Raw genomic sequence first — 26,861 nt, 5'->3', positions numbered from 1 at the left:
AAGCCATGCCGGCCGCCGCTGGCCGACCACGCACCCGAGGCTAACGCCGCGCGCTCACCGCAGGGCGCGGTCCCGCGACCACCACTGCGACGCGGTACCGATCACCAGCAGCGCCAGCACCGGCGCGAACGCCCACCGGTACCCCACCGCCGGATCCCACTCCGACACCAGCTCCAGCACACCACCGACCAGCAGCTGGATCAGCACCGCAGCGCTGAAACCACCCATGTTCACCACACCCGTGGCAGTACCGGAGCGGTGCTCGGCGTTGGCCGTGCGCGCACCGTCGAAGGCCAGCATCGCCGCACCACCGGCCACACCGACCGCCAGCAACGCCACCACCAGCACCGGCATCGGCAGCGCACCCGGCCAGCCGACCATCACCGCCCACACGACCACGACCATCGAGGACAACCCGAACGTGTAGCGCTCCCGGCGGCGCGGACGCCCCGACACGTACTGCCCGGCCACCCACGACCCCGCGATGAACCCGGCCACGCTCACCAGCAGCAGCGACCCGACCTCCGACTGGCCGTGCCCCTGCGCCGCGCTGAGCCACGGCCCGCCCCACAACGTGGTGATCGCGACGAACTGCGCCATGAGCACGAAGTGCGTCCAGAACGCGTGCCGGGTGCCGCGCTGCGCGGCCACCGCCCGCAGGCTGTGCCGGATCCGCTCCGACACCGGCTCGGACTCGGCGACGCGGGTGCGCGCCGAGGAGTCCCGATCGCGGATGATCAGCGCGGCCGCCAGCCCCAGCGCCGCGGTCAGCGCCGCAGCGCCCAGGAACGTCGGCACCCACCCCAGCGAGTGCAGCGACAGGCTCAGCGGCAGCGTGGACACGACCTGCCCGAGCCCGCCGGCCAGACCGGTCAGCGCGGCGACCTTGCCGTAGCGGTGCGGTGGGAACCAGTGCGCGGCCAGCCGCAGCACGTTGGTGAACATGAACGCGTCACCGAAACCGATGAGCATCCGCCCGGTGATCCCGCCGACGATCGAACCGCTCAGCGCGAACACCGCCGAGCCGATCGCCAGTGCGATCATGCCGCCGGTGATGACCTTGCGCGGTCCGAGGCGGTCGGCCAGCAGCCCGGCCGGGATCTGCAGCACCAGGTAGACGCCCAGCTGCAGCGCGGAGAACAGCGCCAGCACGCCCGGACCGGCGTCGAAGCGCTGCACCGCCTCGGGTGCGGCGACGCCGAGCCCGGCGCGGTGGAACAGCGCCGCGCAGTAGCACAGCGCTCCCACGCCCCAGACCAGCCACGCCATGCGGCTACCGGATCCTCGCCGCTGGGCGCCCGCCTGCTGCGGTGGCGCTTCGACCGTCGTGGACAACTGCGACCCCTCCCTGAAAGACTTGTATCCATCATAGATACAAGAGGGGTGGAAGTAGGATGCTCACGTGTCGAGCGCAACAGCATCCGAGACGCCGGCGGCCGACCGCGCGTACCAGCACGTCAAGGCCGGACTCCTCGACGGCAGCTTCCCCGACGGAGAGCTGCTCAGCGAGGGAGAAGTGGCCAACGCCCTCCAGATGTCGCGCACACCCGTCCGCGAGGCGTTCCTGCGCCTGCAATCGGAGGGATTCCTCAAGCTCTACCCCAAGCGCGGCGCCCTGGTCGTGCCCGTCAGCGCCGCCGAAGCCCGCGCCGCGATCGAGGCCCGCCTGGCGCTGGAGAGCTTCGCCATCGACAAGCTCGCCATCGAAGGCCCCGAGGCGATGACCGCCATCGGCCGCGAACTCGCCGGCCACCCCGCCTGCGACGGCACCGACCTCAGCGACGCCGAGATGCACGTCGCCGACCGCGCCTTCCACGCCACCCTGGTCGGCGCCGCGGGCAACCCGGTCGTCACCGACCTCTACAACACCCTGCGCGACAAGCAGATGCGCATCACCTCCACCGCGCGCACCCACTCCACGCGCGAGCGCATCACCCACCAGCACGCCCAACTCGCCCACACCCTCGCCACCGGCGAGGCCGAGCTGGCCAAGAAGCAGCTCCGCGAGCACCTCCTGGGCACCGTCCGCGCCCTCGGCATCGCAGGCGGCTCCTACCTCGACCCGACCGACGACGCCTGAAGCCGGTCTTTCCCGGCGACAGTCGTGTGCGGAACGGTGCGATGCGAAGTATTGATTTCGGCCCGCACTGAAACCACAGAGGCATTTAATCATCAACAGTGTGTTCCAGAAGGCGCTGATCCTCATCCGGCCGCATCATCTGGCCATGAACGACACCGCACACCGCTCAGCCATGGTCATCGCCGACCCCAGCGGCACGATCGTGCACTTCAACGCCGACGCCGAAGCCCTCTTCGGCCACCCCGCCCGCGACGCCGTCGGCGCCACCCTGGACCTCATCGTGCCCGCCGAGCACCAGCAGGCGCACTGGGCCGGATTCCACCGCGCCATGCGCACCGCCCACGCCGACCTCGAAGGCAACCCCATCAACCTGCCGGTGGTCTGCCACGACGGCCGGATCCGGGTCTTCCCCGGCGTGTTCGGCGTGCTGCGCGACCCCTACGGCAACGCCCAGGGCGCCGTGGCCACCTACGCCCCCGCCCGCGAAGGCGCGCAGCCGTTCACCCCCATCACCGCACCCGCCCAACAAGTACGTCCCGGCGCCGGATGACCGGCACCGGGACGTCACGAGCGCTGCCTCAGCCCTGTTCCGGCGGCTGCGCCATGTTCGCCGGCGGAACCTCCTTGCGGGCCACCGCCTCCGCAGCACGCACCGCTTCGGCGACCTCGGGGTTGGTGGAGGTGTCGAACCACGCCTGCACCGACTCCTCCACCGCCTCGGCCGGCGGAGCGTCGCTGGTGTCCTGCGACGGCTCGTAGCGGAACACCCCGTCCTCGCCCGGCTCACCGAGCATGCGGGCGAAGCCCTCCAACGACTTGCCGAAGTCGCTGGGCACCACCCACACCTTGTTGGCATCGCCCTGCGCCATCTGCGGCAACGTCTGCAGGTACTGGTAGGCCAGCAGCTCCGGGGTCGGCTTGGCGCGCTTGACGGCCGCGAAGACCTTCTCGATCGCCTTGGCCTGCCCCTGCGACTGCAGGTACTGGCTGGCCCGCTCACCCTGCGCCCGCAGGATGCTCGACTGCCGGTCCGCCTCGGCCTCGAGGATGGCCGCCTGCTTCTGGCCTTCCGCCGCGAGGATCGCCGACTGCTTCTGCCCCTCGGCGGTCTTGATCGCCGACTCCCGGGTGCCCTCGGCGTTGAGGATCATCGCGCGCTTCTCCCGGTCGGCGCGCATCTGCTTCTCCATCGAGTCCTTGATCGACGGCGGCGGGTCGATCGCTTTGAGCTCCACCCGCGCCACCCGGATGCCCCACCGGCCGGTCTCGGTGTCCAGCACCCCGCGCAGCTGAGTGTTGATCGCGTCCCGCGAGGTCAGCGTCTCCTCCAGGCTCATCGCACCGACCACGTTGCGCAGCGTCGTGGTGGTCAGCTGCTCCACCGCCACGATGTAGTTGGAGATCTCGTAGACCGCCGCCCGCGCATCGGTGACCTGGAAGTACACCACCGTGTCGATCGAGACGGTCAGGTTGTCCTGGGTGATCACCGGCTGCGGCGGGAACGACACCACCTGCTCGCGCAGATCGATGCGCGCCCGAACCCGGTCGAAGAACGGCACCAGCATGTTCAACCCCGGCTCGGCCACGGTCCGGAACCGGCCCAGCCGCTCCACCACCGCCGACTGCGCCTGCGGCACGACCATCACGGACTTCACCGCGACGATCAGCACCAGCAGCACCACGACCACCAGCACGATCACTTCAGCCATCTCCACGAAGCCTCATCTCCCTCAGGGCTCGGCCCACACCACCGCTGTGGCACCCGCGATCTCGATGACGGTGACCGTGCGACCGGCCTCGACGACCTGCGTCTCGTCCAAGGCCCGCGCCGACCACAACTGGCCGTCGATGCGGACCTGACCCCCCTGCGCATCCACTGCGGACTCCACGCGCGCCTGCTTGCCCACCAAGGCGTCCACGTTGGTCTTGAGCTCGCGCTGCTCGGTCATGCGCCGCTTGAGCGCAGGCCGCGCCAGCACCACCAGGCCCAGGGCCAGGACCGCGAACACCGCGACGTCCACGCCCAAGGGCATGCCCAGCGCCGAACTACCGGCGGCCCCCAGAGCCGCGGCGCCGATCATGACCAGCACGAAATCTCCGGACAGGACCTCGGCGCCGATCAGCAGCACCCCGGCGATCAGCCACAGCAGCGCAGGAGTCATGCATCCATCGTGGCACGCCCACCCCAGGCGCCACTGGCATTTCAGCCCACGTGATCAACGCGTGACCGCCGGATCACCCCTCCGCGGTGACGAAGTCGATCAGCTGTTCCACCGCGGTCAGCAGCGGCGTCTCGACGTCGCGGAAGCCGGAGGCACCGGCCAGCACCCGCCGCCAGCCCTCCGCCGGCTCGCCCCAGCCCAGCCGCGAGCACACGCCCTGCTTCCAGTCCTGCCCGCGCGGCACCGTCGGCCACTCGCGAATCCCCACCGCGGCGGGCTTGACCGCCTCCCAGATGTCCACGTACGGGTGACCGGTGATCATCACGTGCTCGTCGGTGATGCCCTCCACCAACCGCGATTCCTTGCTGCCCGCCACCAGGTGGTCCACCAGCACACCGACCCGGCGACCCCGCTCCGGCCCGAACTCGGCCAGCAAACCCGGCAGGTCGTCCACGCCGTGCAGCGGCTCGACGACGACGCCTTCCACCCGCAGGTCGTGACCCCAGATCCGCTCGACCAGCTCGGCGTCGTGGATGCCCTCCACCCAGATCCGGCTGCCGCGCGCCGTGCGGGCCCGCAGACCCTCGACCTTCACCGAACCCGACGCCGACCGCGCCGGAGCCGCCGGAGCGCTCGTGCGCGCCGGCACCAGCGTCGCGGGCTTGCCCTCGAACAGGAACGCCGCCGGGCGCATCGGGAACAGGCGCTGCTTGCCGTGCCGGTCCTCCAGCACGACGTTGTCCTTCTCCACCCGCAGCACCGCACCGCAGAACCCGCTGGCCGGGTCCTCGACCACCAGACCCGGCTCAGCCGGGACCTCCGGCACCTTCTTGCGCCGCGAGCCCGACAGGATGTCCCGTCCATAATCAACCGACCGCACGAACGGACACGGTAATCCGATCGTGGCCGACCGTCGTGCCGCCACGCCGCGCAACCACCCCATGGGCGGAGTCACACCACACCTCCCCCCGGGCGCGGCAAGGGTTTTCGATCCGTACCCTCTACCGACGTGCCATGCCCAAGCGCCACTTTGGTTGTCTGGTCGTCCGCCTGGCTGCACGGTGCGGCCGCGTCGGACGACGTGCTCGATGCCCTGCAGACCTGGGGCGAGGTGCAGGAGTTCCGCGCCGCCGACGACGAGCTCGCCGCGCGCCTGGACCTGCCCGGCCCCCACGACACCCCCGCCGGCCCCGCCCTGCTGCTGGCCGCGCTGCGCAAGGCCGGTGCCTCCACCGGCGAACTGGCGCTGCCCGTGCCCGGTGACGCCCGCGGCCTCGGCGGAGCCACCCCGTTCTCCAAGCTCGCGATGCGCATCGGCGAAGCCGCCGTGCTGCCCGAAGCCGGACTGGGACTGGTCCCCGAGCGCATCGCCGAAGGCATCCTGCGCTGGACGGTGTTCGAAACCGGCGAACTCCCGCCCGCCGAGCACCTGCCGATCGGCGAAGCAGAGCACGGCATGGCCTCCGCCATGCGGGAAGCGGCCACCGCCCTCATCGAGCTCGGCGTCGCCAAGCAGCGCCCCGGCGTGCGCGAGGAGATCGCCCAGACCATCGCCGCCAAGCCCACCCCGGACTGGCCGGAGACCATCCCCCAGCGCACCCTGCGGATCCTCCAGCGCGCCACCGAGGTCGAAGCCATCCTGTGGGTGGCCACCGACGACGCCCCCGGCGGCGCCCTGTCGGCCTCGGCGATGCGCAGCCGCACCGACGCCCTGCGCCCGCTGTTCGACGCCGTGCGCGCCGCCCGCCGCGCCTCGGTCGCCGAGATGGTCCGCGTCCTGGCCGACCAAGCCGCCCGCTCCTGACCCACGCCGATGGGGGTGCCCGCTCGGTGGAGCGGACACCCCCATCACCAGCTGGAAACCCTCAGCAGCACCCGGGAGCGCACAGCGCCCCGTTGACCGTCGACCCCGCCATCCGCAGCTCCGAGAGCTTGCACACCGGAGCATCATCGGTGTGCTCGGCGATGAGGTCCACGATCATCTTCACGAACCGCGGATCGGTCCCCGCCGTGGCCGCACGCGCGAAACCCATGCCCAACCCGGCAGCCGCCTCCGCCGCCTCGTTGTCCAGGTCCCACACGACCTCGAGGTGATCGGAGACGAACCCGATCGGGCTGACCACCACCGAGCCGACGCCCTTGGCGTGCAGGTCCTCCAGGTGATCGCAGATGTCGGGCTCCAGCCACGGCACCTGCGGCGGACCCGAACGCGACTGCCACACCACGTCGTAGGACTCCGCACCCACCTGCTCGGCCACCAGCCGCGCGGCCTCGGCGACCTGCCGCGAGTACCACTGCGGCCGCCCGTCCGCGCCCGGCCGATCATCCGCCCGCAGCGGGATGGAGTGCGCGGTGAACACCAACCGCGCCTGCTCGTCCCGCTCCTCCAGCTCGGCGTAGGCGGCGCGCACGGCGTCGGCGTTGGCCTCGACGAACAGCGGGTGGTCGAAGAACTGACGCAGCTTCACCAGCTCCGGCGCCCGCGACCCGACCGACTCCCGCGCCCGCACGATGTCCTCGTGGTATTGCTTGCAGCCCGAGTAACCGCCCCACGCCGAGGTCGCGAACACCAGGGCCCGCCGCACCCCGTCATCGGCCATCCGCGCGACGGTGTCCTCGATCATCGGGTGCCAGTTGCGGTTGCCGAAGTAGATCGGCAGATCCCGGCCCTGAGCGTCCAGCTCGGATCGCAACGCGGCCATGATGTCCTCGTTGAGCCGGTTGATCGGCGACACGCCACCGAAGTGCAGGTAGTGCTCGGCCACCTCGTCGAGGCGCTCCGGCGGCACTCCCCTGCCCCGGGTCACGTTCTCCAGGAACGGCCGCACTTCCTCCGGGCCCTCCGGCCCACCGAACGACAAGAACAGCAACGCATCAAAGCTCACCGAACCATCATCGCGCCGCTGATTCATCCCCGCGCAACCGGGGCGCACCCGATGTGAACCACGAGATGCCGGAAACGACGAGGGGCGCCCCGGACCATCTCCAGGGCGCCCCTCCACAAGACCGATCACACCCCCAGGGAGTGCACACCACCGTCGACCATGATCATCGAACCGGTCGTGGCGGGCAGCCAGTCCGACAGCACCGCGCAGATCGACTTGGCCACCGGCGTCGGGTCGTTGACGTCCCAGCCCAGCGGAGCCCGGTCACCCCAGCCCGCTTCCAGGTCCGCGAAACCCGGGATCGACTTGGCCGCCATCGTCCGCACCGGACCCGCCGACACCAGGTTCACCCGCACGCCCTTGGGCCCCAGCTCACGCGCCAGGTACCGCGACGTCGACTCCAGCGCCGCCTTCGCCACGCCCATCCAGTCGTAGGCCGGCCACGCCACGCGCGCGTCGAAGTCCATGCCCACGATCGAGGAGCCCTCGCTCAGCAGCGGCAGCGTCGCGGTGCTCAACGACTTCAACGAGTACGCCGAGATCTGCACCGCGGTGGACACGTCCTCCCACGGAGCCTCCAGGAAGTCCCCGCCGAGGCACGACGCCGGCGCGTAGCCGATCGAGTGCAGCACCCCGTCCAGACCGCTGACGTGCTGGCGCACCCGCTCCGGCAGCGTCTCCAGGTGCTCGGCGTTGGTGACGTCCAGCTCCAGCACCGGCGCCGGCTTCGGCAGCCGGTTGGCGATCCGCTCCACCAGGCTCAACCGGCCGAAACCGGTCAGCACCACCTCGGCGCCCTGCTCCTGAGCGGCCTTGGCCGCGTGGAACGCGATCGACGCGTCGGTGATCACCCCGGTGACCAGGATCCGCTTGCCTTCGAGCAATCCGCTCACGAATAAACCCCTTCGAAATCACATGCCGGGCGCCACGCACCCGAGGTGGCCGGCACCAGCGCTGTGCCGGAAGTCCCTTCACCCGCCGCCGAGCGGGTCAGTGCCCCATCCCGAGGCCGCCGTCGACCGGGATCACCGCACCGGTGACGTACCCGGCCTCGTCCGAGGCCAGCCAGCGCACCGCACCCGCGACCTCCTCCGGATCGGCCATCCGCGACAGCGGAACCTGCCCGAGGATCTCCTTCTTGCGCTCCTCGGGCAGCTCGTCGGTCATCTCGGTCTTGACGTAACCCGGCGCCACGACGTTCGCCGTGATGCTGCGCGAACCCAGCTCACGTGCGATCGAACGCGCCATGCCCACCAGACCGGCCTTGCTCGCCGCGTAGTTGACCTGCCCCGGACCACCGGAGAGCCCCACCACCGACGAGATGAAGATCATCCGCCCGAACCGGTTGCGCAGCATGCTGCTCGCCGCGCGCTTGGCCACCCGGTACGAACCGGCCAGGTTCGCGTCGATGACCCGGCCGAACTGCTCCTCGCTCATCCGCAGCAGCAGCGTGTCGTCGGTGATGCCCGCGTTGGCCACCAGCACCTCGACCCGCCCGTGCGCGGCCTCCACCTCGTCGAAGGCCGCCGCGACCTGGTCCGAGTCGGTGACGTCGCACTGGACGCCGAACAGGCCCTCGGGCGCACCCGATCCGCGGTGCGTGACCGCGACCTTGTCCCCGGCCGCCTGGAACGCCCTCGCGATGGCCAGGCCGATGCCGCGGTTACCGCCGGTCACCAGTACGGACCGTGCCACTGTGGATCTCCCATCGAACGGCTCAAGATTCGTTTCAGACGCGACATTATCGGCTCAGCGAGCCACACCGCTCATCGACTCCTTACACAAAAAGGGCCCCTTTCTGGTGGCGTGCCTACACACCGGGCCACCCGCGCACGACAGACCGCACCCGCGGCCAGTACGGTGGCCCACCACGCTCGCACTGATCACCACGAGCGTGGTGCAACCGACATGAACCTGGGGGAATGCGCGGTCCCGCGGCCGGCGTTGCCCGAGTACCTGCCCCACCATCCGAAGAGGGATCCAATGGCCACGGTCGAACTGACCAAGGACAACTTCGACGAGGTCGTCAGCGACGACAAGTTCGTCATCATCGACTTCTGGGCTTCCTGGTGCGGCCCGTGCAAGCAGTTCGCCCCGGTCTTCGAGAAGGGCTCGGAGACCCACGACGACATCGTCTTCGCCAAGGTCGACACCGAGGACCAGCCCGAGCTCGCCGCCGCCTTCGACGTCCAGTCGATCCCGACGCTGGCGATCATCCGGGACAAGGTCCTGGTCTTCCAGCAGCCCGGCGCCCTGCCCGAGAACGTCTTCGAAGACCTCGTCGGACAGGCCCGCGACCTCGACATGGACCAGATCAAGAAAGAAGCGGAGTGATCCGCCGGTGCCGGGCCCACGACCGGGCCCGGCACCGCCTCAGAACCCGCCCTCGGCCGAATCACCGGCCGCCGCGTGCAGCACGCCCGGCAACTCGCTGATCTCCTCCACCAGCGCCGCCACCGGCGTCTTGCCGCGCAGCCGCAGCGCCACCACCGCCGTGCGCTGCTCGTCGTCGGAATCCTCCCGCTCGACCTGCAGGTCCAGCAGCGCCCAACCCCGGCTGGTGCACATCGTCAGCACGCTGCGCAGCACCCCGTAGCCGTCCAGGTAGCCCACCCGCATCACCTGCGGCTCCCGCAACGCCGGGCGCAACACCCGCAGCAAGTACGGGAAGCCGATCGCCACCAGGAAGTGCACACCGGTCGTGGCCGCCGCCAGCACCACCAGCCCACCACCGCAAGCCATCCCCACCGCGGCCACCAACCACACCGAGGCCGCCGTGGTCAGACCGCGCACGGCATCCCGGCGCACGAAGATCAACCCGCCGCCGATGAACCCGATGCCCGAGACGATCTGGGCCGCGACCCGCGACGGGTCCAGCGACACCCGGTCGAACACCAGCAGATCACCGAAGGCGTACTTGGACACCAGCATGAACAGCGCCGCGCCCACACCCACCAGCGCGTGCGTGCGCATCCCGGCGCTCTTGGCCCGGATCTCCCGCTCCAGCCCGATCAGGCTGGAGAACAGCAACGCCGTCCCCAGCTCGATCAGCAGCGGTAATTCGTCCAGCCCGGACACCACGGCATCAGCAGGCATCCCAGCAACGTAACACCGCCCACGGCGGCGCGCGGCTACGACGAACGCGGCCTGCGTGCCAGGTACACCACCGCGGGCGGCAGGTTGCGCCACACCGTGCGGCTGACCACCGTCTCCTCGAACGTCGCCTTGAGGTCCGCGTGCTGCTTGCGCGCCGGCGGCGCCCACCGCGTCCAGGTGTAGGCGAACTGCGTGAACACCCCGTCCGCAGCCATCACCGACGCCAGCAGCTCCACCAGCGGAACCCCGTCGACCGGCGCGTGCGCCACCCACGGCAACCCGCTGACCACCACGTCGGCCTGAGCCAGTCCGCGCTCGGCCAGCAGTCCCGGAACGCTGCGGGCGTTCCCGCACACCGAGTCCACACCCGGGAACCGGTGCCCCAGATCAGCGGCCCAACCCTCGTTGAGCTCCACCGCCAGGTGCGTGCCGCGCCCGCCCAGGCGGCGCTGGATCACCTCGGTGAACGCACCCGTGCCCGGACCCAGCTCCACCACCACCGGATCCCCGGTCAGCGGAATCGGCGCCACCATCTGCTCGGCCAGCGCCCGCGAACTCGGGCCCACCGCGGCGGTCGTGGTCGGCGACTTGACGAACTCCCACAAGAAACGAGCTGCCGTGTTCAAGGGGACGAGACTCCTGTCGTCGGCTACGGCAATCGCCGGCCGGCGAACAACGAGATCCCGGCCGCGATGATCGCGCAGAGAGTACCCAGCACCAGCCACGGTTTGCTGGCGTCTGTGTGCTTGGTCTCGTAGCCGATCTGCTCGCCCAGCGTCTCGTAGACCTCGCGCAACTGCTCCGCGCTGGCGGCCTTGTGGAACTCACCGCCGGACAGGCGCGCGATCTCCTGCATCGCGTCGTCGTCGACCTCGACCCACTCCTGCTCGCCCTCGATCTCGATCGAACCGTGCTTGGTGCCGAAGGAGATCGTGGAGATCGGAACGCCGCCCTTCTTCGCCTCCAGGGCCTTCGTGTACGCCCCGCGCGGCGCGTCCATCTCGCGCGGAATCGTCTGCCCACCGTCGGCCATCAGCACGATCCGCGCGGGCGGAGCACCCGCCGGACCGCCGACCATCTTCCCGAACGAGTCGATGGCCTGCATCGACGCGTTGATCCCGTCACCGGTCGCGGTCGCCTCGGCCAGCTTGAGGGTGTCGATCGCCTGCTTGACGCTCGAACGATCCGTCGTCGGCATGACCAGCACCGTCGCCGTCCCGGCGAACGACACCAAGCCCAGGTTGATGCCGGGCGTGAGCTTGTCGGCGAACTCCTTGGCCGCGACCTTCGCCGCCTCCAACCGGTTCGGCTCCACGTCGGTGGCCTTCATCGACAACGACACGTCGATGGTCAGCATGACCGTCGCCCGGTTGCGCGGAATCCGCTGCTCGGCCGTCGGACCCGACAGCGCCACCGTCAGCAGGATCAGCGCCACCCCCAGCAACGCCGGCGGCACGTGCTTCCACCAGCCCTGCCTGCCCGAGGCGACCCGGTCCAGCACCTCCAGGTTCGAGAACTTCAGCGAATCCCGCTGCCTGCGCCGCATCGCCCACACGTAACCGGCGACCAGGCCGGCGACCACGAACAGCAGCAGGAACCACCACGGCGCGGTGAACCCGGTCAGACTCAACATCACCCTGCTCCTCCGCCGGACCAGCCGCGCTTGCGCGCCATCACGAACCGCACGACATCGGCGATCCAGTCGGAATCGGTGCGCAGCACCAGGTGAGCGCACCCGGCCCTGCGCAGAACCCTTGCCACGTCCTCGCGGTGCGCGGCCGCCGCGGCGGCGAACTCCTTGCGCAGCACCGGCGTCGTGTGCACCTCGCGCCGCCTGCCCGTCTCCGGGTCCGACAGCAGCACCGTGCCCACGTCCGGCAGCTCCACGTCGCGAGGATCGATCACCTCGATGGCCAGCAGCGAGTGCCGGGCGCCCAGCCCGCGCAGCGCGCGCTGCCAGTCGGTGGACCCCAGGAAGTCGGAGACCACCACCGCCAGTCCCCTGCGACGCGGAGGCCGCCGCAACGACTCCAGGAGCCCGGACAGATCTCCCCGGGTGCCCTCCGGGGCGCGCGGGGTCTCGGCGACCTTCTTCAGCAGCGCCCGAGCGTGCGCGGCACCGCCGCGCGCCGGCAGCCGATGCTGCCCGGTGCCGTTGTCCACCACCGCACCGATGCGGTTGCCGCCGCCGCTGGTCAGGAACATGACGGCGGCCAGCGCCGCCACGGCCAGCTCCCGCTTGTCGCAGGCGGCCGTGCCGAAGTCCAGGCTCGGCGAGAGGTCCATCGCCACCCACGTCTCCAGCTCGCGGTCGGCGACGGTCTGCCGGATGTGCGGCTCGGCCATGCGAGCCGTGACAGCCCAGTCCATCCGCCGCACGTCATCACCGGGCTGGTAAGCGCGGGCCTCCCCCGGCTCGCTGCCCGGACCGGGCACGAGACCGAGGTGATTGCCCTGCAGGAGACCGTCGAGCCGGCCGCGCACGCTCAGCTCCAGAGCGCGCAGCGCGACCTCCATCCGCCCGGTCTCCAGGGCCGGTGGCGCCCAGGCCGGGCGGTCACCGCCGGAGTCCGCGGGTGCCGCCACGTCTGCCCCTCCCCTCACTGGTGCGGTGGCATCGGCGGCTGGCCGTAACCGGGCTGCACGGCCGGACCGACCGGCGCGGCCTGCTGCTGACCGCCTTGCGGGCGGGCCGAGACCTGCGGCAGCGGCACGGTCTGCAGCACCCGGCCGACGATGTGCTCCACCGGGATGCCGTCGGCCAGCGCGTCGTAGGACAGCACGAGCCGGTGGCGCAGCACGTCCGGCACGACGTCCACCACGTCCTGCGGCAGCACGTAGTCGCGACCGCGCACCAGCGCCAGGGCGCGCGCGGCGGCGATGATGCCGAGGCTGGCGCGCGGCGAGGCGCCGTAGGAGACCCAGCCCGCGATGTCGGACAGGCCGTGGTCGTTGGGCATCCGGGTGGCGACCACCAGCCGGACCACGTAGTCGACCAGCGCGTGGTGCACGAACACCCCAGCGGCGACGTTCTGCAGCCGGATCAGCTCCTCGGGGTTGAGCACCCCGTTGGGCTCGGGCGGGGTGACGCCCATCCGGTAGATGATCTCGCGCTCCTCCTCCGCGGTCGGGTACTCGACCGGGAGCTTGAACAGGAAGCGGTCGCGCTGCGCCTCGGGCAGCGGGTAGACGCCCTCGTTCTCGATGGGGTTCTGGGTGGCCAGCACCAGGAACGGCGCGGGCATCGGGAAGCTCTCGCCGCCGATGGACACGTGCCGCTCGGCCATGACCTCCAGCAGCGCCGACTGCACCTTGGCGGGCGCGCGGTTGATCTCGTCGGCGAGCACGAAGTTGGCCAGCACCGGGCCGAGCTCGACGTCGAAGCGCTCGCTGCCCTGCCGGTAGATGCGGGTGCCGAGGATGTCGGCGGGCACCAGGTCGGGGGTGAACTGGAGCCGCGAGAACGAGCCGCCGACGACGCGGGCGAAGGTCTCCACCGCGAGGGTCTTGGCGACACCGGGCACGCCTTCGAGCAGGATGTGACCCTTGGCCAGCAGGCCGGTCAGCATCCGCTCGACCAGGCGGTCCTGGCCGACGATCACGCGCTTGACTTCGAAGACGGTGCGTTCGAGCAGCTGCGCGTCGCGCGCGGGAGTGCTCGACGAACCCGCCTGACCCGCTGGACGCGCCGCAGCCGCTCCGGCGCCCCCGCTCTCACCGTTGCCGGCCTCGGTCACTTCTCCCAGCCTCCTCGTCGATGCGGCCGTTTCGGGCCGATCAAGATCCTGGCACGCCGCTCGCTCCTCGCGCACGAGGGGGCGCATCGAACGCCCACTCAACCCCATCGGCGGTATGACCGCTGTGAAGCCGAGCCGCGTTCATCGTCTCTGCGGGTTCTGGGTCTTGCTCGAAGAGCATTGATTTCACTTGACACTGAAGTCATAGATGCTGTTAACGCTTCGGTCCGGCGCTCCCCCGATTTCGGCGACACCAGAGGGATCAGCGTTCCGGCGTGCGAGCCCGGCGCAGGTCGTGCGGGGTGTCCACATCGGATACCTCAGCTGTGGTGGCCTCGATCCGAAGTGGATCCAACGGCGCGAGAATGGCTCGCACCGGCCGGTTCCGGGTTTCCGCGGGCATCGCCTCGCGCAGGGACCGCAGGCGCCAGAGGCCGACGAGCCACTGCGCGCGACCGCCGGGCTCGGACAGGACCGCTCCCCCGGCCTCGGGATCCTCGCGCAGCGCGGCGCGCAACCGGGCCAGCGTGTCCTGGGTGAGGTGCGGGTGGTCAGCGGCGAGGACCGCGACCAACCCGTCGGCGTCGTCGATCAGGCGCAGCCCGGCCTCCACGGCCGCGAGAGGTCCTCCCCCGGCAGGTTCCTCGACCGTCCAGCGGACGGGCGTGGCCGTGGGCCGTTCGGGACCCACCACCACGACGGGATCGGCGCCTGCCACGGCGTCGAGCGTGCGGTCCAGCAACGTCCGGCCGGCCACCGGCAGCATCACCTTGTCCACGCCGCCGAGCCGGCTCGCTCCCCCACCGGCCAGCACCACCGCCGCGAAATCCGCCACGCGGCAATGCTTGCAGCACCGCCGGTCCGAAGACCAGCCGGGCCGTCAGAGCACTCGCACCGCGTAGGGCGTGATGCCGCCGTAGCGGACCGAGGTGACGCGGACCCGGGAACCCGAGTACGGCGCTTCGACCATCTTGCCGTTGCCCAGGTAGAGGGCCACGTGGTGGATGGCGCCGCCGTCGTCCCAGAACAGCATGTCGCCGCGGCGCATCTGCGACAGCGGGACGCGCTTGCCCGACTGGGCCTGGTACCCGCTGTAGTGATCCAGCGAGACGCCCGCACCGGCGAAGGCGTAGATCATCAGCCCGGAGCAGTCGAAGCCCGTCTTGGCGTAGTCGCCGTAGGAGTCGGCCACTCCCCCGTCCCGGATGCCGCGCGTCGGCCCGCGCGAGTTGCCGCCGCCCCACGCGTAGGGCATCCCCAGCTGCGACAGCGCCCGGGAGACCACCGTTTCGACGTCGCCGGAGACGGCCGGTGCGGAGCTGCCCGCCTGGTCGTCGTCGTTGGCGGCCGGCTGGGCAGCAGCGGCGGCTTCGGCAGCGGCCTGCTCCTCGCGGGCCTTGTCCTCCTGCCACTCCTGGTAGTCGGCGCGCTGCGCCTGCAGCCCGGTGACGCGGGAGCGAGCGGCGTCGAGCTCGGCCTGCACCGAGTCGCGGTCGGCCTGCAGGCCCTGGGCCTGCGCGGCCTGCTGCGCGCGGGCCTGGATCGCCGTCTGCTGCGCGGCTTCGGCGGTGGCGCGCGCCTCGTCGGCGGAACGGCGCTTGGCCTCGGCCTCGTCGAGGGCGGCACGGGTCAGGGAGTCCTTGTTGACCTTCTCGATGCGGGCGCGTTCGAGGTCGTCGAGGACGTCGAGCTGGGAGTCGCTGATGGCGTCGAGCAGCGAGGCCCGTTCGAGCATCTCCTGCGGGTCGCGGGCCCCGGCGTAGGCGGTGATCGAGCCCAGCTTGCTGCCCTGCCGGTAGCTGCTGGCGGCGAACTCGTCGAGCCGGTGGCGCTGCGCCTCGATCCGGCCTGCCGCCGAGCGCGCTTCGGCGGCCGCCGCGTCGGCGGCGGTGCGGGCCTGGCCGTAGGCGGCCTCGGCGCGCTGGAGGTCGACGCGCGCCTTGTTCGCGTCCTCCATCTTGACCTCGACCTGCGACTGCAGACCGACGAGCCGGGACTCGGCCTCGGCGAGTCGGTTGGCCAGTTCACCGGCCTGGCCCGCCGTGCGCTGGGCATCGGCCTTGCCCGCCTGGAGCTCGGCGTCGCTGGGGTTGGGCGGGGGCGGGGGGACGGCCACGCCGGTGCCGGCAGGCGCCAGGCCGACCGCGCACAGCAGCACCAGCACGCCGATCCTGCGTGCGCCTCTCGTCGTCGACAACACCCGTCACCTCCAGCAGATGCACCCGTTCGGTACCGAAACTTAGGCCGAACGGAGTCACAATTAGCCGGAGTTTGGCACTCCTACCCCAGGCGCACCACACGAAACGGGCGCTTCGCTTGCAACGTCAACCACTCGTGTCACATCTGTTCCCACGTGGTGGGATCTCCCCAGGTGCGCAGCGGCTCGGCGGAGTCGATCAGCGGCGCCGCCGCGAGACCGGGCAGCACCTCGGTGAGCGGGCCGCGCAGGACCGCGTCGGCGATCTCGTCGTACGGGGTGGGCTCGGCGTTGCAGATGATCAGCTTCGCGCCGGCCTTGGCCGCGAGCTCCGCGAAGGCCGCCGCCGGGTAGACGGTCAGCGACGTGCCGGCGGCGACGAACAGGTCGCAGTCCAGCGACGCGCGCCTGGCCTCCCGCAGCACGTCGGCGTCCAGCGCCTGGCCGAAGAACACCGTCGCCGACTTGAGGATTCCGCCGCACGAGCGGCAGTCCGGGTCACGCTCGCCCTCGGCGAGGCGCTGCAGTGCGTCGGTCATGGCGCCCGTGGCGCCGCAGTGCACGCACACCGTGCGGCGCATGGTGCCGTGCAGTTCCAGCACCCGGTCGCGGGCCAGACCCGCGCGCTGGTGCAGCTCGTCGATGTTCTGGGTCAGCAGCGCGCCCAGGCGCCCGGAGGCGTCGAGGTCGACGAAGGCCCGGTGCGCGGTGTTGGGTTCGGCGTGCCAGGCGGGGTTCTCGGCGCGGGCGCGCCACGCCTGCGCGCGGACGTCCTCGTCGGCGAGGTAGCTGTCGATGTCGCTGAGCCGGGCGGCCTGCGGGTTGCGGGTCCAGACCCCGTCCGGGCCCCGGAAATCGGGAATGCCGGAGGCGGTGGACACGCCCGCGCCGGTGAGCGCGGTGATGCGCCGGGCGGCGCCGAACAGTTCGCGAGCGCGCTGCCAGGTCGCGCTGTCGTCGGCCTCCGAGGCTCGTTCCGTCACCTCCACAAGGTGCCACGGGCGTAGTCGCCCGCGGAGCACCGGGCTGCCGTGTGTTGCCGGTCACGGCCGTTCTGACCGGGGGCGCAGCGATCATGTGAAGACCGTTTTTCCTGGCGGTAACGCGCGGCAAGCACCGGGGAAACAGCCGATTCCTACCTTCGGAGCAACCCGTTGAGAGGAGCCGCGTTGACCACGAACGCACGGGCCCCGAGAGGCCGCTGGATCGAGGGCTGGGACCCCGAGAACGAGGACCTCTGGGAATCCACCGGCAAGCACGTCGCGCGCCGGAACCTGATCTTCTCGATCATCTCCGAGCACATCGGCTTCTCCATCTGGAGCATCTGGTCGGTCCTGGTGCTGTTCATGGGCCCGGACATCGGCCTGCCGTTCAGCGCCTCCGAGAAGTTCCTGCTGGTGATCACGCCGAACCTGGTGGGCGCGGTGCTGCGGCTGCCCTACGCGGCCGCGGTGACCCGCTTCGGCGGTCGCAACTGGACGATCGTCAGCTCGGTGGCGCTGCTGGTGCCCGCCGGACTGGCCTTCCACTTCGTGCAGCAGCCGGGAACTCCGCTGTGGGTGTTCCTGCTCATCGGTGCCGCGGCCGGTGTGGGCGGCGGCAACTTCGCCTCGTCGATGACCAACATCACGATCTTCTTCCCGCAGCGGTTGCAGGGCTGGGCGCTGGGGCTCAACGCCGGTGGCGGCAACATCGGCGTCGCCACCATCCAGGTGGTCGGGCTGCTGGTGATCGCCTTCGCGGGCAACGCGCACCCGTCGTACGTGGCGGCGATCTACCTGCCGCTGATCGCGGTGTCGGCGGTGTGCGCGGCCCTGTTCATGGACAACGTCGACGCCATCAAGGCCAAGCCGGGCGCGCTGCTGGAGGCGTGCGGCAGCAGGCACACGTGGTGGATCTCCTCGCTGTACGTGGGCACCTTCGGCTCGTTCATCGGCTACAGCTTCGCCTTCGGGCTGGTGCTGCAGACCGAGTTCGGCTTCACCCCGCTGCAGGCGGCGAGCTGGACCTTCCTGGGCCCGCTGATGGGTTCGCTGTCGCGGCCGCTGGGCGGCTGGCTGGCCGACCGGATCGGCGGGGCGCGGGTGACGGCGTGGAACTTCGTGCTGATGGCCGTCGGGGTCGCGGTGCTGCTGGTGGCCTCGGCGCAGGGCTCGTTCGCGCTGTACGTCACGGCGTTCATCGCGCTGTTCCTGCTGACCGGCCTCGGCAACGGCTCGACCTACAAGATGATCCCGGCGGTCTACGCCGCCGAGGCCGAGGACGAGGTCACCTCCGGCGGCGAGGCCGTGGCCGCCTTCGCCAAGGCGCGGCGGCTCTCCGGTGCGGTGATCGGCATCGCGGGGGCGATCGGCGCGCTCGGCGGGGTGGGCATCAACCTGGCGTTCCGCGCCTCCTACGGCGGCGCCACGGCCAGCGGTGACGCCGCGCTGGCGGTGTTCCTCGCCTACTACGTGGTGTGCGTCCTGGTGACCTGGGCGGTGTACCTGCGGGGTTCGCTCAAGCCCGGGCAGTCCCCGGTGCGGACGCCGGAGAAGCGGACTGCGGAGGCCGGCCGTGCCTGAGGTGCGCACCGTGGCCACCCACTGCCCGTACTGCGCTCTGCAGTGCGGCACCCGGCTCACGCGCGAGCGGCGCGGGGTGTCGGTCCGGCCCACGGACTTCCCGGTCAACCGCGGCGGGCTGTGCCAGAAGGGGTGGACGGCTCCGGCGCTGCTGGACGTCGCCGACCGGCTGCGCCACCCGCTGCTGCGCCGCGACGGCGAGCTGGTCCCGGTGTCCTGGGAGACCGCGCTGGACACCATCGCCGCGCGCCTCCACGCCATCCGGGCCGAGTCCGGTCCGGACGCGGTCGGGGTGTTCGGCGGCGGCGGGCTGACCAACGAGAAGGCCTACCTGCTGGGCAAGTTCGCGCGGCTGGCGCTGGGCACGAGCCAGATCGACTACAACGGCCGGTTCTGCATGTCCTCGGCCGCGGCGGCGGGGACGGCGGCGTTCGGGCTGGACCGGGGGCTGCCGTTTCCGGTCACCGATCTCGGTGGCGCGGACGTCGTGCTGCTGGCCGGGGCGAACCCGGCGGAGACGATGCCGCCGCTGATGCAGCACCTGCGCTCGCCGGATCTGATCGTCATCGATCCGCGCAGGACGGCCACGGCCGAGCAGGCGGCGCTGCACCTGCAGCCGCTGCCGGGCACGGATCTCGCGCTGGCGCTGGGACTGGTGCACATCGCCGTGACCGACGGCTTCAGCGACACCGCGTTCATCCGCGAGCGCACCCAGGACTTCGACGCCGCCTGGCAGCGCGCGATGTCCTGGTGGCCGGAGCGGGTCGAGCGCGTCACCGGAGTCCCGGTGTCCGAGCAGCGCCGGGCGGTGCGGATGCTCGCCGAGGCGGGCAGCGCCTACGTGCTCACCGGTCGCGGCGCCGAACAGCACAGCAAGGGCGCGGACACCGTTGCCGGGTTCATCAACCTCGCGCTGGCACTGGGACTTCCGGGGCGGGCGGGTGCCGGCTACGGATGCCTGACCGGCCAGGGCAACGGGCAGGGCGGCCGGGAGCACGGGCAGAAGGCCGACCAGCTGCCCGGCTACCGGATGATCACCGATCAGGCCGCGCGCGAGCACGTCGCCGAGGTCTGGGGCGTGCTGCCGGAGGTGCTGCCCGGTCCGGGCCGCTCGGCCTACGAGCTGCTCGACGCGCTGGGCACCTCGGACGGCCCGCGCGCGCTGCTGGTCTTCGGCTCCAACCCGGCCGTGTCGGCACCGCGCGCCGAGCACGTCGTGTCCCGGTTGACGTCCCTGGACCTTCTGGTGGTGGCCGATTTCGTCCCCTCCGAGACCGTCGAGCTGGCCGACGTGGTGCTGCCGGTGACCCAGTGGGCCGAGGAGGAGGGCACCATGACCAACCTGGAGGGCCGCGTCCTGCGGCGCCGCCGGTTGCAGGTGCCACCGGGTCACGCGCGCAGCGACCTGGAGGTGCTGCACGGCCTCGCGACCCGGCTGGGCGAGCCCGGCCACCGCTACCCCACCACCGCGCGCGAGGTCTTCGACGAGCTGCGCCGCGCTTCGGCCGGTGGCAAGGCCGACTACTCCGGCATCAGCTACCAGCGCCTCGACGCCGGTGAGGCGCTGCACTGGCCGTGCCCGGACGGCGAGCACCCCGGCACGCCGCGGCTGTTCCTCGACGGGTTCGCCCACGCCGACGGGCGGGCGAGGTTCGCGGCGGTCGAGCACCGCGACGCCGGGGACGTCCCGGCGGAGGAGTTCCCGCTGACCGCCACCACCGGGCGGGTGCTGGCGCAGTACCAGTCCGGTGCGCAGACGCGCCGCGTCGCCGAGCTCAACGACGCCGCTCCCGAGGTGTTCGTCGAGGTCCACCCCGACACCGCCGCTCGCGCCGGGCTCGCCGAAGGCGCGCTGGCCCGGGTCTCCTCCTCGCGCGGCAGCACGATCGCCGCGGTGCGGCTGGTGCCGACGATGCGCACCGACACGGTGTTCCTGCCGTTCCACTTCCCCGGCGACGGGCGCGCCAACCTGCTCACCGGCGACGCGCTGGACCCGCGCAGCCGGATGCCGGAGTTCAAGGTCAGCGCGGTGCGCATCGAACCCCACCGGGAGGTGGCGCCATGAGCACCGCACCGCCCCTCAACCGCGTCGCCGGGCGGGTGGTCGTGGTCGGCAACGGCCCAGCCTCCCACCGGCTGGTCGAGCGGCTGCGCGCGCTGGGCCACGACGGCCCGATCACCGTGCTCGGTGCCGAGGAGCGCGGCGCTTACCACCGGGTGCTGCTCGGCTCGGTCCTCGACGGTTCGCTGCCGGCAGCCGCGGTGACCCTGCCGGATCTCGACGCCGAGGTGCACCAGGGTGCCGCGGTGACCGACGTGGATCGCGCGCAGCGGTCGGTGCGCACCGCCGACGGCCGCGAGTTCGGCTACGACGCGCTGGTGCTGGCCACCGGTTCCCGACCGCTGGTGCCCGAGATCCTCGGATTGGACGCCGACCGGCTCACCGCGCTGCGCACCCTCGCCGACTGCGCTCGTCTGGAGGCCTCGGCGGGCCCGGTCGCGGTGCTCGGCGGCGGGGCGCTCGGGGTCGAGACCGCGCGGGCGCTGCTGGCCCGCGGCCGTCAGGTGACGCTGGTGCACCGCGAGCCGCACCTGATGGACCGCCGGCTCGACGAGGCCGGTGGCCGGATGCTGGCCGAACGGCTGCGCGCGCTGGGCATCGACGTCCGGACCGGCGTGAAGGCCGCGTCCTACCGATCCGGGACGCTGCTGCTCGGTGACGGTTCCGAGGCGCCCGCAGAACTGGTCGTGGCCTGCACCGGGGTGTGGCCGGAGGTGGCGCTCGCGCAGCGCGCCGGGGTGTCGGTCAACCGCGGCGTGGTCGTCGACGACCGGCTGCGCACCAGCGACCCGCACGTGCACGCCATCGGCGACTGCGCCGAGCACCGCGGCACCACACCCGGTCTGATGGCCTCGGCGTGGGAGCAGGCCGAGGTGCTGGCCGCGCACCTGACCGGGCGCGAGGCCACCTACGGCGGCACGCCGGTGGTGTCGCGGCTGAAGGCTCGCGGCATCGACCTGGCCTCGGTCGGATCGGTGCGCGCCTTGAGCTCCGGCGACGCCGAGATCGTCACGCTCTCGGACCCCGCGCGCGGCCGCTACGCCAAGCTCGCGCTGCACTCCGGGCGGATCTCCGGCGCGGTCCTGCTGGGCTTCCCGGCCGCGATCGCCGCGATCGGCCAGCTGCACGACCGCGACCTGCCGATGCCGGCCGACCGGCTGTCACTGCTGCTGGGCACCCCGCCCGCGGTGCCCGGCGCACCGGTGGAGCTGCCCGAGGACGCGGTGCTGTGCCGCTGCAACAACGTCACCAAGAAGTCCCTGATCAGCGCCTGGCACGCCGGCGCCCGCTCGGTCGCCGACCTGGCCAGGGCAACGCGGGCGACCACCGGGTGCGGTGGCTGCGTCGACGACGTCGGCCGGCTGTGCAGCTCGTTGGCGGATCGCATCGAAACAGAGAGGGAGGACGCGGCATGACCCGCACGCTCGTCGTCGTCGGCCACGGGATGGTCGGCCACCGGCTCGTTGACACGCTCCGCGAACGCGATGAGGCCGACACCTGGCGGATCGTCGTGCTCGGCGAGGAGCCCCGCCCCGCCTACGACCGGGTGGCGCTGTCGTCCTACCTGGACGGCAAGAGCGCCGAGGACCTCAGCCTGACCGGCCAGGACGTCGTCGACGACCCGATGGTCGAACTGCGGCTGAACACCGCGGTGACCGGGGTGGACACCGGCGCCCGCGCGGTGACGCTCGCCGACGGCGAGTCGCTGACCTACGACGCGCTGGTGCTGGCGACCGGGTCGAAGCCGTTCGTGCCGCCGGTGCCCGGTCACGAACTTCCCGGCACGTTCGTCTACCGCACCCTCGAAGACCTGGACGCCATCCGCGAGGCGGCCACCGAGGGCCGCGACGGCGTGGTCATCGGCGGCGGTCTGCTGGGTCTGGAAGCCGCGAACGCGTTGCGGCTGCTGGGAATGCGCCCGCACGTCGTGGAGATGGCCCCGAGGCTGATGCCGCTGCAGGTCGACGAGGGCGGCGGGCAGGTGCTGCGCGGTCTCGTCGAGGAGCTGGGCCTGACCGTCCACACCGGAGCCGCCACCGCGTCGATCGACGGCGAGGAGCACGTCACCGGCGTCACGCTCGCCGACGGCACCGTCATCGACACCGACCTGGTGGTGTTCTCCGCAGGGGTGCGGCCCCGCGACGAGCTCGCCGAGATCGCCGGTGCCGCGCGCGGTGAGCGCGGCGGTTTCCTGGTCGACGACGCGTGCCGCACCACCGTCGACGGGGTGTGGGCCATCGGTGAGTGCGCGGCGGTCGGCGGTCGCTGCTACGGCCTGGTCGCGCCTGGCTACGCCATGGCCGAGGGCGTCGCCGAACAGCTCCTGGAGCTGGGCGAGGGGACCTTCCCCGGTGCCGACATGTCGACGAAGCTCAAGCTCCTCGGCGTCGACGTGGCCAGCTTCGGTGACGCCCACGGCACCACCGAGGGCGCGCTGGAGGTCGTCTACGCCAACAACGCGGCCGGTACCTACGCCAAGCTGGTGCTCTCCGACGACGCCCGCGTGCTGCTGGGCGGTGTGCTGGTCGGTGACGCCGGCGCCTACGCGGTGCTGCGACCGCTGGTGGACCGCGAACTGCCCGCACCGCCCGAGCAGCTGCTGCTGCCCGCCGGGTCCGGTGTGGACTCCGGCGCGCTGCCCGACGACGCGACGGTGTGCTCCTGCAACAACGTCACCAAGGGGCAGATCACCTGCGCCATCGCCGAGCACGGGCTCACCGACGTCGGCGAGGTCAAGTCCTGCACCAAGGCCGGCACCAGCTGCGGGTCGTGCGTGCCGATGCTCAAGACGCTGCTGGGCGAGTGCGGCGTGGCGACCTCCAAGGCGCTGTGCGAGCACTTCGGCCAGTCGCGGGCGGAGCTGTTCGAGATCGCGCAGGCCACCGGCATCGGCTCGTTCTCCGAGCTGATCACCAAGCACGGGTCCGGGCGCGGTTGCGACATCTGCAAGCCCGCGGTCGCCTCGATCCTGGCCAGTCTCGGCAACGGTCACATCCTCGAAGGCGAGCAGGCCGCGCTGCAGGACACCAACGACCGGTTCCTGGCCAACATCCAGCGCAACGGCACCTACTCGGTGGTGCCGCGCATCCCCGGCGGGGAGATCACCCCGGACAAGCTCATCGTGCTCGGCGAGGTGGCCAAGGAGTTCGGGCTCTACACCAAGATCACCGGTGGCCAGCGCATCGACCTGTTCGGCGCGCGGGTGGAGCAGTTGCCGGAGGTCTGGAAGCGGCTGGTGGACGCGGGTTTCGAGTCCGGGCACGCCTACGGCAAGGCGCTGCGGACGGTGAAGTCCTGCGTCGGCAACGACTGGTGCCGCTACGGCGTGCAGGACTCGGTGAGCATGGCGATCCGGTTGGAGCTGCGCTACCGGGGCCTGCGCTCACCGCACAAGCTCAAGTCGGCGGTGTCGGGCTGCGCCCGCGAGTGCGCCGAGGCGCGCGGCAAGGACTTCGGCGTCATCGCCACCGACAAGGGCTGGAACCTCTACGTCGGCGGCAACGGCGGGTTCACCCCGCGCCACGCCGAACTGCTGGCCGCCGACCTCGACGACGAGCGGTTGATCCAGCTCATCGACCGGTTCTTGATGTTCTACGTGCGCACCGCCGATCGGTTGCAGCGCACCTCGGCGTGGCTGGAATCGCTCGACGGCGGCCTGGAGCACCTCAAGGAGGTCATCGTCGAGGACTCCCTCGGCATCGCCGACGAGCTGGAATCCGCGATGCAGCGCCACGTCGACACCTACTCCGACGAGTGGGCGGGGGTGCTCGCCGACCCGGGCAAGCTCTCCCGGTTCGTGTCCTTCGTCAACGCTCCGGGCGCCCCGGACCCCACCATCCGCTTCATCTCCGAGCGCGGTCAGGTCCGGCCGGGCCCGGTCGTCCTGCCGATGCCCGCCATCGGATCCCACACCCAGGAGGTGCGCTCGTGAACTGGCACCAGATCTGCGACATCGACCTGCTGCTGCCCGAGTACGGCGTCCCGGTGCTCGTCGGCGATCACCCGGTGGCGGTGTTCCGCACCCACGACGACCAGCTGTTCGCGGTGGGCAACGTCGACCCGTACTGCGGGGCCGGGGTGATCAGCCGCGGCATCGTCGGTGACCGGGCGGGCGAGCCCACCGTGGCCTCGCCGATGCTCAAGCAGGTGTTCTCGCTGCGCACCGGGCAGTGCCTGGACGATCCCGGCACGCGGCTGCCGGTGTTCCCGGTGCGGCGGCGCGAGGCGTTCGTGGAGGTCGCGCTCCCTTGAGCGAAGAACTCACCGGGTACACCGTCGCCGTCACCGCGGCCAGGCGGGCGGAGGAGCTCGGCACCCTGCTCGAACGACGTGGCGCCCGGGTCGTGCACGGCCCGGCGCTGCGGATCCTCCCGCTGTCCGACGACACCGAACTGCGGCGGGTCACCGACGCCTGCATCGCGCAACCGCCCGATGCCGTGGTCGCCACCACCGGCATCGGGTTCCGAGGCTGGGTGGAAGCCGCCGACGGCTGGGGCGTGGGCACCGAGCTGCTGGCGGCGCTGACCCCGGCGCGGCTGCTGGCCCGCGGCCCGAAGGCACGTGGCGCGGTGCGGGCGGCCGGGCTGCCCGACCCGTGGTCACCGGACTCGGAGTCCTCGGCGGAACTGCTGGAGCACCTGCTCGGCGGATCGCTGGAGGGCTCGCGGATCGCGGTGCAGCTGCACGGCCAGCCGTTGCCCGACTTCGTCGAGGCGCTGGAGTGCGCCGGGGCGAAGGTCATCGAGGTCCCGGTGTACCGGTGGACGGCGCCGGCCGACATCACCGCGCTGGAGAACCTGCTGTCAGCGGTGTGCGCGCGGCAGATCGACGCGGTGACCTTCACCAGCGCCCCCGCGGCGGCGAGCCTGCTGTCGCTGTCCGCTGAGCGCGGCTGCCACGACGAGCTGCTGACCGCGCTGCGCGGACCGGTGCTGGCGGCCTGCGTGGGTCCGGTGACGCACGCGCCGCTGGCCGATCACGGCGTGGCGGCGGTGATCCCGGAGCGATTTCGCATCGGGGCGCTCGTGCGCGCGCTGTGCGAGGCGCTGCCGAGGCGCTCGCCGACGCTGCCGGTGGCCGGGCACGACCTCCAGCTGCGCGGGCACGCCGCCCTCCTCGACGGCGAGGTCAAACAGCTGTCCCCGCAGGGCACGACGCTGCTGCGGGCGTTGGCCGAACGACCGGGCCGGGTGGTCTCGCGGCGCGCGCTGGCCGAGGCGCTGCACTGCTCCGGAGGTTCCGCCGACGAGCACGCGGTCGAGCAGGCCGTGGCCCGGCTGCGCTCGGCGCTGGGCGCGCCGCAGCTGGTGCAGACCGTGATCAAGCGCGGATACCGACTTCCGCTGGAACCGATGAGGGATTCCCCGCGATGCGCCGATCCCCTGTGAACCCACCGTTGCTGCTGGTCGCCCACGGAACCCGCGACCCCGGAGGTCCGCGGGTGGTCGAGCAGCTGGCCGAGGTCACCTCGGCGCGCCTGGACGTGCCCGTGCGCGTCGGCTACGTCGACGTGATCGGCCCGACCGTGGCCGAAGCGCTGGCGTCCGTCCCCGGCCCGGTCGTGGCGCTGCCCGCGTTCCTGGCCGCCGGGTACCACGTGCGCGTCGACCTGCCCGAGCAGATCGAGGCCACCGGTCGCGAGGACGTGACGATCACCGAGCCGCTGGGCCCGGCACCGGAGATCACCGAAGCGCTGCTGGACCGGCTGCGCGCGACCGGGTGGCGACCGGGCGATCGGGTGCTGTTCTCGGCTGCGGGTTCCTCCGACGAGCGCGCGCTGTCGGACGTGCGCACCGCCGCGCGGCTGCTGGGCCGACGCTGCGGGCAGTGGCTCACGCCCAGCTACATCACCACGGCGAGCCCGGCGACCGAAGCGGTCTGCGGCCCGGGCGATTTCGTCGCGCCCTACCTGCTGGCACCGGGGCTGTTCCACCGCCGCCTCGCCGAACTCCCGGTCGCCGGGGTCGCCGACCCGATCGGTGTCCACCCGGCGGTGATCGACCTCGTCGCCCAGCGCTACCGTTCCGCCGTGCGCGGCGACGCCTTCGCGGCCTGATCACCCGAGACGGCTCCGGGTAG

The 26,861-nt window shown here is 71.8% G+C and carries 26 protein-coding genes; 11 read left to right on the top strand and 15 right to left on the bottom strand.

The window, feature by feature from the left end; all coding sequences use genetic code 11:
• Window positions 1-54: 54 nt before the first annotated feature.
• A complete protein-coding gene (locus tag KBO27_RS08915; protein WP_246536607.1) occupies window positions 55-1,335 on the bottom strand; it encodes an MFS transporter in 1,281 nt (426 codons plus the stop codon).
• A gap of 67 nt (window positions 1,336-1,402) precedes the next feature.
• Between KBO27_RS08915 and KBO27_RS08910 the strand changes: the two genes are divergently transcribed.
• Together KBO27_RS08910 and KBO27_RS08905 are read left to right on the top strand one after the other, a co-directional pair.
• A complete protein-coding gene (locus tag KBO27_RS08910; protein ID WP_210969494.1) occupies window positions 1,403-2,080 on the top strand; it encodes a GntR family transcriptional regulator in 678 nt (225 codons plus the stop codon).
• A 145-nt stretch (window positions 2,081-2,225) separates the two neighbouring features.
• Window positions 2,226-2,630: a PAS domain S-box protein gene (locus tag KBO27_RS08905; RefSeq protein WP_210969493.1), complete on the top strand. Its 405-nt coding sequence runs from the start codon at window positions 2,226-2,228 to the stop codon at window positions 2,628-2,630.
• Between the two features lie 28 nt (window positions 2,631-2,658).
• Here KBO27_RS08905 and KBO27_RS08900 read toward each other — a convergent pair whose 3' ends face one another.
• From KBO27_RS08900 to KBO27_RS08890, 3 genes are all read right to left on the bottom strand, one after another.
• Window positions 2,659-3,789 carry an SPFH domain-containing protein gene (locus tag KBO27_RS08900; protein WP_210969492.1) on the bottom strand — a complete coding sequence of 377 codons (1,131 nt, stop codon included), beginning with the start codon at window positions 3,787-3,789 and terminating at the stop codon, window positions 2,659-2,661.
• A gap of 21 nt (window positions 3,790-3,810) precedes the next feature.
• On the bottom strand, window positions 3,811-4,242 hold the full coding sequence (locus KBO27_RS08895; RefSeq protein ID WP_210969491.1) for an NfeD family protein: 432 nt from the start codon (window positions 4,240-4,242) through the stop codon (window positions 3,811-3,813).
• Between the two features lie 73 nt (window positions 4,243-4,315).
• Entirely contained in the window at window positions 4,316-5,122 is an 807-nt protein-coding gene (locus KBO27_RS08890) for a DUF3097 domain-containing protein (protein WP_307870302.1), read from the bottom strand.
• Between the two features lie 129 nt (window positions 5,123-5,251).
• Here KBO27_RS08890 and KBO27_RS08885 point away from each other — a divergent pair, with 129 nt between their 5' ends.
• Window positions 5,252-6,046: an Rv1486c family protein gene (locus KBO27_RS08885; RefSeq protein WP_210969490.1), complete on the top strand. Its 795-nt coding sequence runs from the start codon at window positions 5,252-5,254 to the stop codon at window positions 6,044-6,046.
• A gap of 61 nt (window positions 6,047-6,107) precedes the next feature.
• Here the strand turns inward: KBO27_RS08885 and KBO27_RS08880 are convergent, their stop codons facing one another.
• The 3 genes from KBO27_RS08880 to fabG all read right to left on the bottom strand — a co-directional run bounded on the left by KBO27_RS08880 (window position 6,108) and on the right by fabG (window position 8,822).
• Complete coding sequence (locus KBO27_RS08880; protein WP_210969489.1) at window positions 6,108-7,127, bottom strand: ferrochelatase; 1,020 nt, start codon at window positions 7,125-7,127, stop codon at window positions 6,108-6,110.
• A gap of 125 nt (window positions 7,128-7,252) precedes the next feature.
• Window positions 7,253-8,020: an enoyl-ACP reductase FabI gene (fabI, locus tag KBO27_RS08875; protein WP_132679804.1), complete on the bottom strand. Its 768-nt coding sequence runs from the start codon at window positions 8,018-8,020 to the stop codon at window positions 7,253-7,255.
• 97 nt (window positions 8,021-8,117) lie between these two features.
• Window positions 8,118-8,822 (bottom strand): beta-ketoacyl-ACP reductase, encoded by a 705-nt coding sequence (gene fabG / locus KBO27_RS08870; RefSeq protein ID WP_210969488.1) that lies wholly within the window; start codon window positions 8,820-8,822, stop codon window positions 8,118-8,120.
• A gap of 288 nt (window positions 8,823-9,110) precedes the next feature.
• On the opposite strand from fabG, the gene trxA reads away from it, so the two are divergent.
• Window positions 9,111-9,461, top strand: a complete 351-nt coding sequence (gene trxA / locus KBO27_RS08865; RefSeq protein WP_210969487.1) for a thioredoxin — start codon at window positions 9,111-9,113, stop codon at window positions 9,459-9,461.
• A gap of 39 nt (window positions 9,462-9,500) precedes the next feature.
• On the opposite strand, the gene KBO27_RS08860 is transcribed toward trxA, so the two are convergent.
• The 8 genes from KBO27_RS08860 to KBO27_RS08825 all read right to left on the bottom strand — a co-directional run bounded on the left by KBO27_RS08860 (window position 9,501) and on the right by KBO27_RS08825 (window position 17,140).
• The gene (locus KBO27_RS08860; protein WP_210969486.1) at window positions 9,501-10,223 is read right to left on the bottom strand and encodes an MgtC/SapB family protein; all 723 of its coding nucleotides are present in this window, start codon (window positions 10,221-10,223) and stop codon (window positions 9,501-9,503) included.
• A 35-nt stretch (window positions 10,224-10,258) separates the two neighbouring features.
• Window positions 10,259-10,849, bottom strand: coding sequence for a class I SAM-dependent methyltransferase (locus KBO27_RS08855; RefSeq protein ID WP_210969485.1), 591 nt, complete (start codon window positions 10,847-10,849; stop codon window positions 10,259-10,261).
• Between the two features lie 23 nt (window positions 10,850-10,872).
• Window positions 10,873-11,853: a VWA domain-containing protein gene (locus tag KBO27_RS08850; RefSeq protein WP_207918659.1), complete on the bottom strand. Its 981-nt coding sequence runs from the start codon at window positions 11,851-11,853 to the stop codon at window positions 10,873-10,875.
• A gap of 2 nt (window positions 11,854-11,855) precedes the next feature.
• A complete protein-coding gene (locus KBO27_RS08845; protein ID WP_132679814.1) occupies window positions 11,856-12,740 on the bottom strand; it encodes a DUF58 domain-containing protein in 885 nt (294 codons plus the stop codon).
• Window positions 12,741-12,823: 83 nt separating this feature from the next.
• Window positions 12,824-13,960 (bottom strand): AAA family ATPase, encoded by a 1,137-nt coding sequence (locus KBO27_RS08840; RefSeq protein WP_210969484.1) that lies wholly within the window; start codon window positions 13,958-13,960, stop codon window positions 12,824-12,826.
• A 262-nt stretch (window positions 13,961-14,222) separates the two neighbouring features.
• Complete coding sequence (gene mobA, locus KBO27_RS08835) at window positions 14,223-14,795, bottom strand: molybdenum cofactor guanylyltransferase (RefSeq protein WP_210969483.1); 573 nt, start codon at window positions 14,793-14,795, stop codon at window positions 14,223-14,225.
• Window positions 14,796-14,840: 45 nt separating this feature from the next.
• On the bottom strand, window positions 14,841-16,160 hold the full coding sequence (locus KBO27_RS08830) for an NlpC/P60 family protein (protein ID WP_372448834.1): 1,320 nt from the start codon (window positions 16,158-16,160) through the stop codon (window positions 14,841-14,843).
• A gap of 137 nt (window positions 16,161-16,297) precedes the next feature.
• Entirely contained in the window at window positions 16,298-17,140 is an 843-nt protein-coding gene (locus KBO27_RS08825) for an SIR2 family NAD-dependent protein deacylase (protein ID WP_372448833.1), read from the bottom strand.
• A 186-nt stretch (window positions 17,141-17,326) separates the two neighbouring features.
• On the opposite strand from KBO27_RS08825, the gene KBO27_RS08820 reads away from it, so the two are divergent.
• The 7 genes from KBO27_RS08820 to KBO27_RS08790 are packed head-to-tail and all read left to right on the top strand — an operon-like array spanning window position 17,327 to window position 26,838.
• Entirely contained in the window at window positions 17,327-18,721 is a 1,395-nt protein-coding gene (locus tag KBO27_RS08820; protein ID WP_210969481.1) for a nitrate/nitrite transporter, read from the top strand.
• Entirely contained in the window at window positions 18,714-20,786 is a 2,073-nt protein-coding gene (locus KBO27_RS08815; RefSeq protein WP_372448832.1) for a molybdopterin oxidoreductase family protein, read from the top strand. Before KBO27_RS08820 ends, KBO27_RS08815 begins: the two co-directional genes overlap by 8 nt.
• A complete protein-coding gene (locus KBO27_RS08810) occupies window positions 20,783-22,198 on the top strand; it encodes an FAD-dependent oxidoreductase (RefSeq protein ID WP_210969480.1) in 1,416 nt (471 codons plus the stop codon). The genes KBO27_RS08815 and KBO27_RS08810 overlap by 4 nt, the downstream gene beginning before the upstream one ends.
• Window positions 22,195-24,714 (top strand): nitrite reductase large subunit NirB, encoded by a 2,520-nt coding sequence (nirB, locus tag KBO27_RS08805; protein WP_210969479.1) that lies wholly within the window; start codon window positions 22,195-22,197, stop codon window positions 24,712-24,714. The genes KBO27_RS08810 and nirB overlap by 4 nt, the downstream gene beginning before the upstream one ends.
• Complete coding sequence (nirD, locus tag KBO27_RS08800) at window positions 24,711-25,034, top strand: nitrite reductase small subunit NirD (protein ID WP_132674242.1); 324 nt, start codon at window positions 24,711-24,713, stop codon at window positions 25,032-25,034. Before nirB ends, nirD begins: the two co-directional genes overlap by 4 nt.
• Complete coding sequence (locus KBO27_RS08795; RefSeq protein WP_210969478.1) at window positions 25,031-26,170, top strand: uroporphyrinogen-III synthase; 1,140 nt, start codon at window positions 25,031-25,033, stop codon at window positions 26,168-26,170. Before nirD ends, KBO27_RS08795 begins: the two co-directional genes overlap by 4 nt.
• Window positions 26,152-26,838 carry a sirohydrochlorin chelatase gene (locus KBO27_RS08790; protein WP_210969477.1) on the top strand — a complete coding sequence of 229 codons (687 nt, stop codon included), beginning with the start codon at window positions 26,152-26,154 and terminating at the stop codon, window positions 26,836-26,838. Before KBO27_RS08795 ends, KBO27_RS08790 begins: the two co-directional genes overlap by 19 nt.
• The last annotated feature ends 23 nt before the right edge of the window (window positions 26,839-26,861 follow it).

Source organism: Saccharopolyspora endophytica, assembly GCF_018070075.1.
GTDB classification, from domain to species: domain Bacteria; phylum Actinomycetota; class Actinomycetes; order Mycobacteriales; family Pseudonocardiaceae; genus Saccharopolyspora; species Saccharopolyspora endophytica.
Note: the sequence above shows the minus strand (reverse complement) of the source record. Positions and strands in the feature narration are given on the sequence as shown.

Coding starts and splice junctions, on each gene's coding strand:
- KBO27_RS08860 (WP_210969486.1), bottom strand. CDS start 10,223: ATGCCTGCTGATGCCGTGGTGTCCGGGCTGGACGAATTACCGCTGCTG.
- KBO27_RS08895 (WP_210969491.1), bottom strand. CDS start 4,242: ATGACTCCTGCGCTGCTGTGGCTGATCGCCGGGGTGCTGCTGATCGGC.
- trxA (WP_210969487.1), top strand. CDS start 9,111: ATGGCCACGGTCGAACTGACCAAGGACAACTTCGACGAGGTCGTCAGC.
- KBO27_RS08790 (WP_210969477.1), top strand. CDS start 26,152: ATGCGCCGATCCCCTGTGAACCCACCGTTGCTGCTGGTCGCCCACGGA.
- nirB (WP_210969479.1), top strand. CDS start 22,195: ATGACCCGCACGCTCGTCGTCGTCGGCCACGGGATGGTCGGCCACCGG.
- KBO27_RS08845 (WP_132679814.1), bottom strand. CDS start 12,740: ATGGAGGTCGCGCTGCGCGCTCTGGAGCTGAGCGTGCGCGGCCGGCTC.
- KBO27_RS08900 (WP_210969492.1), bottom strand. CDS start 3,789: ATGGCTGAAGTGATCGTGCTGGTGGTCGTGGTGCTGCTGGTGCTGATC.
- KBO27_RS08810 (WP_210969480.1), top strand. CDS start 20,783: ATGAGCACCGCACCGCCCCTCAACCGCGTCGCCGGGCGGGTGGTCGTG.
- KBO27_RS08905 (WP_210969493.1), top strand. CDS start 2,226: ATGAACGACACCGCACACCGCTCAGCCATGGTCATCGCCGACCCCAGC.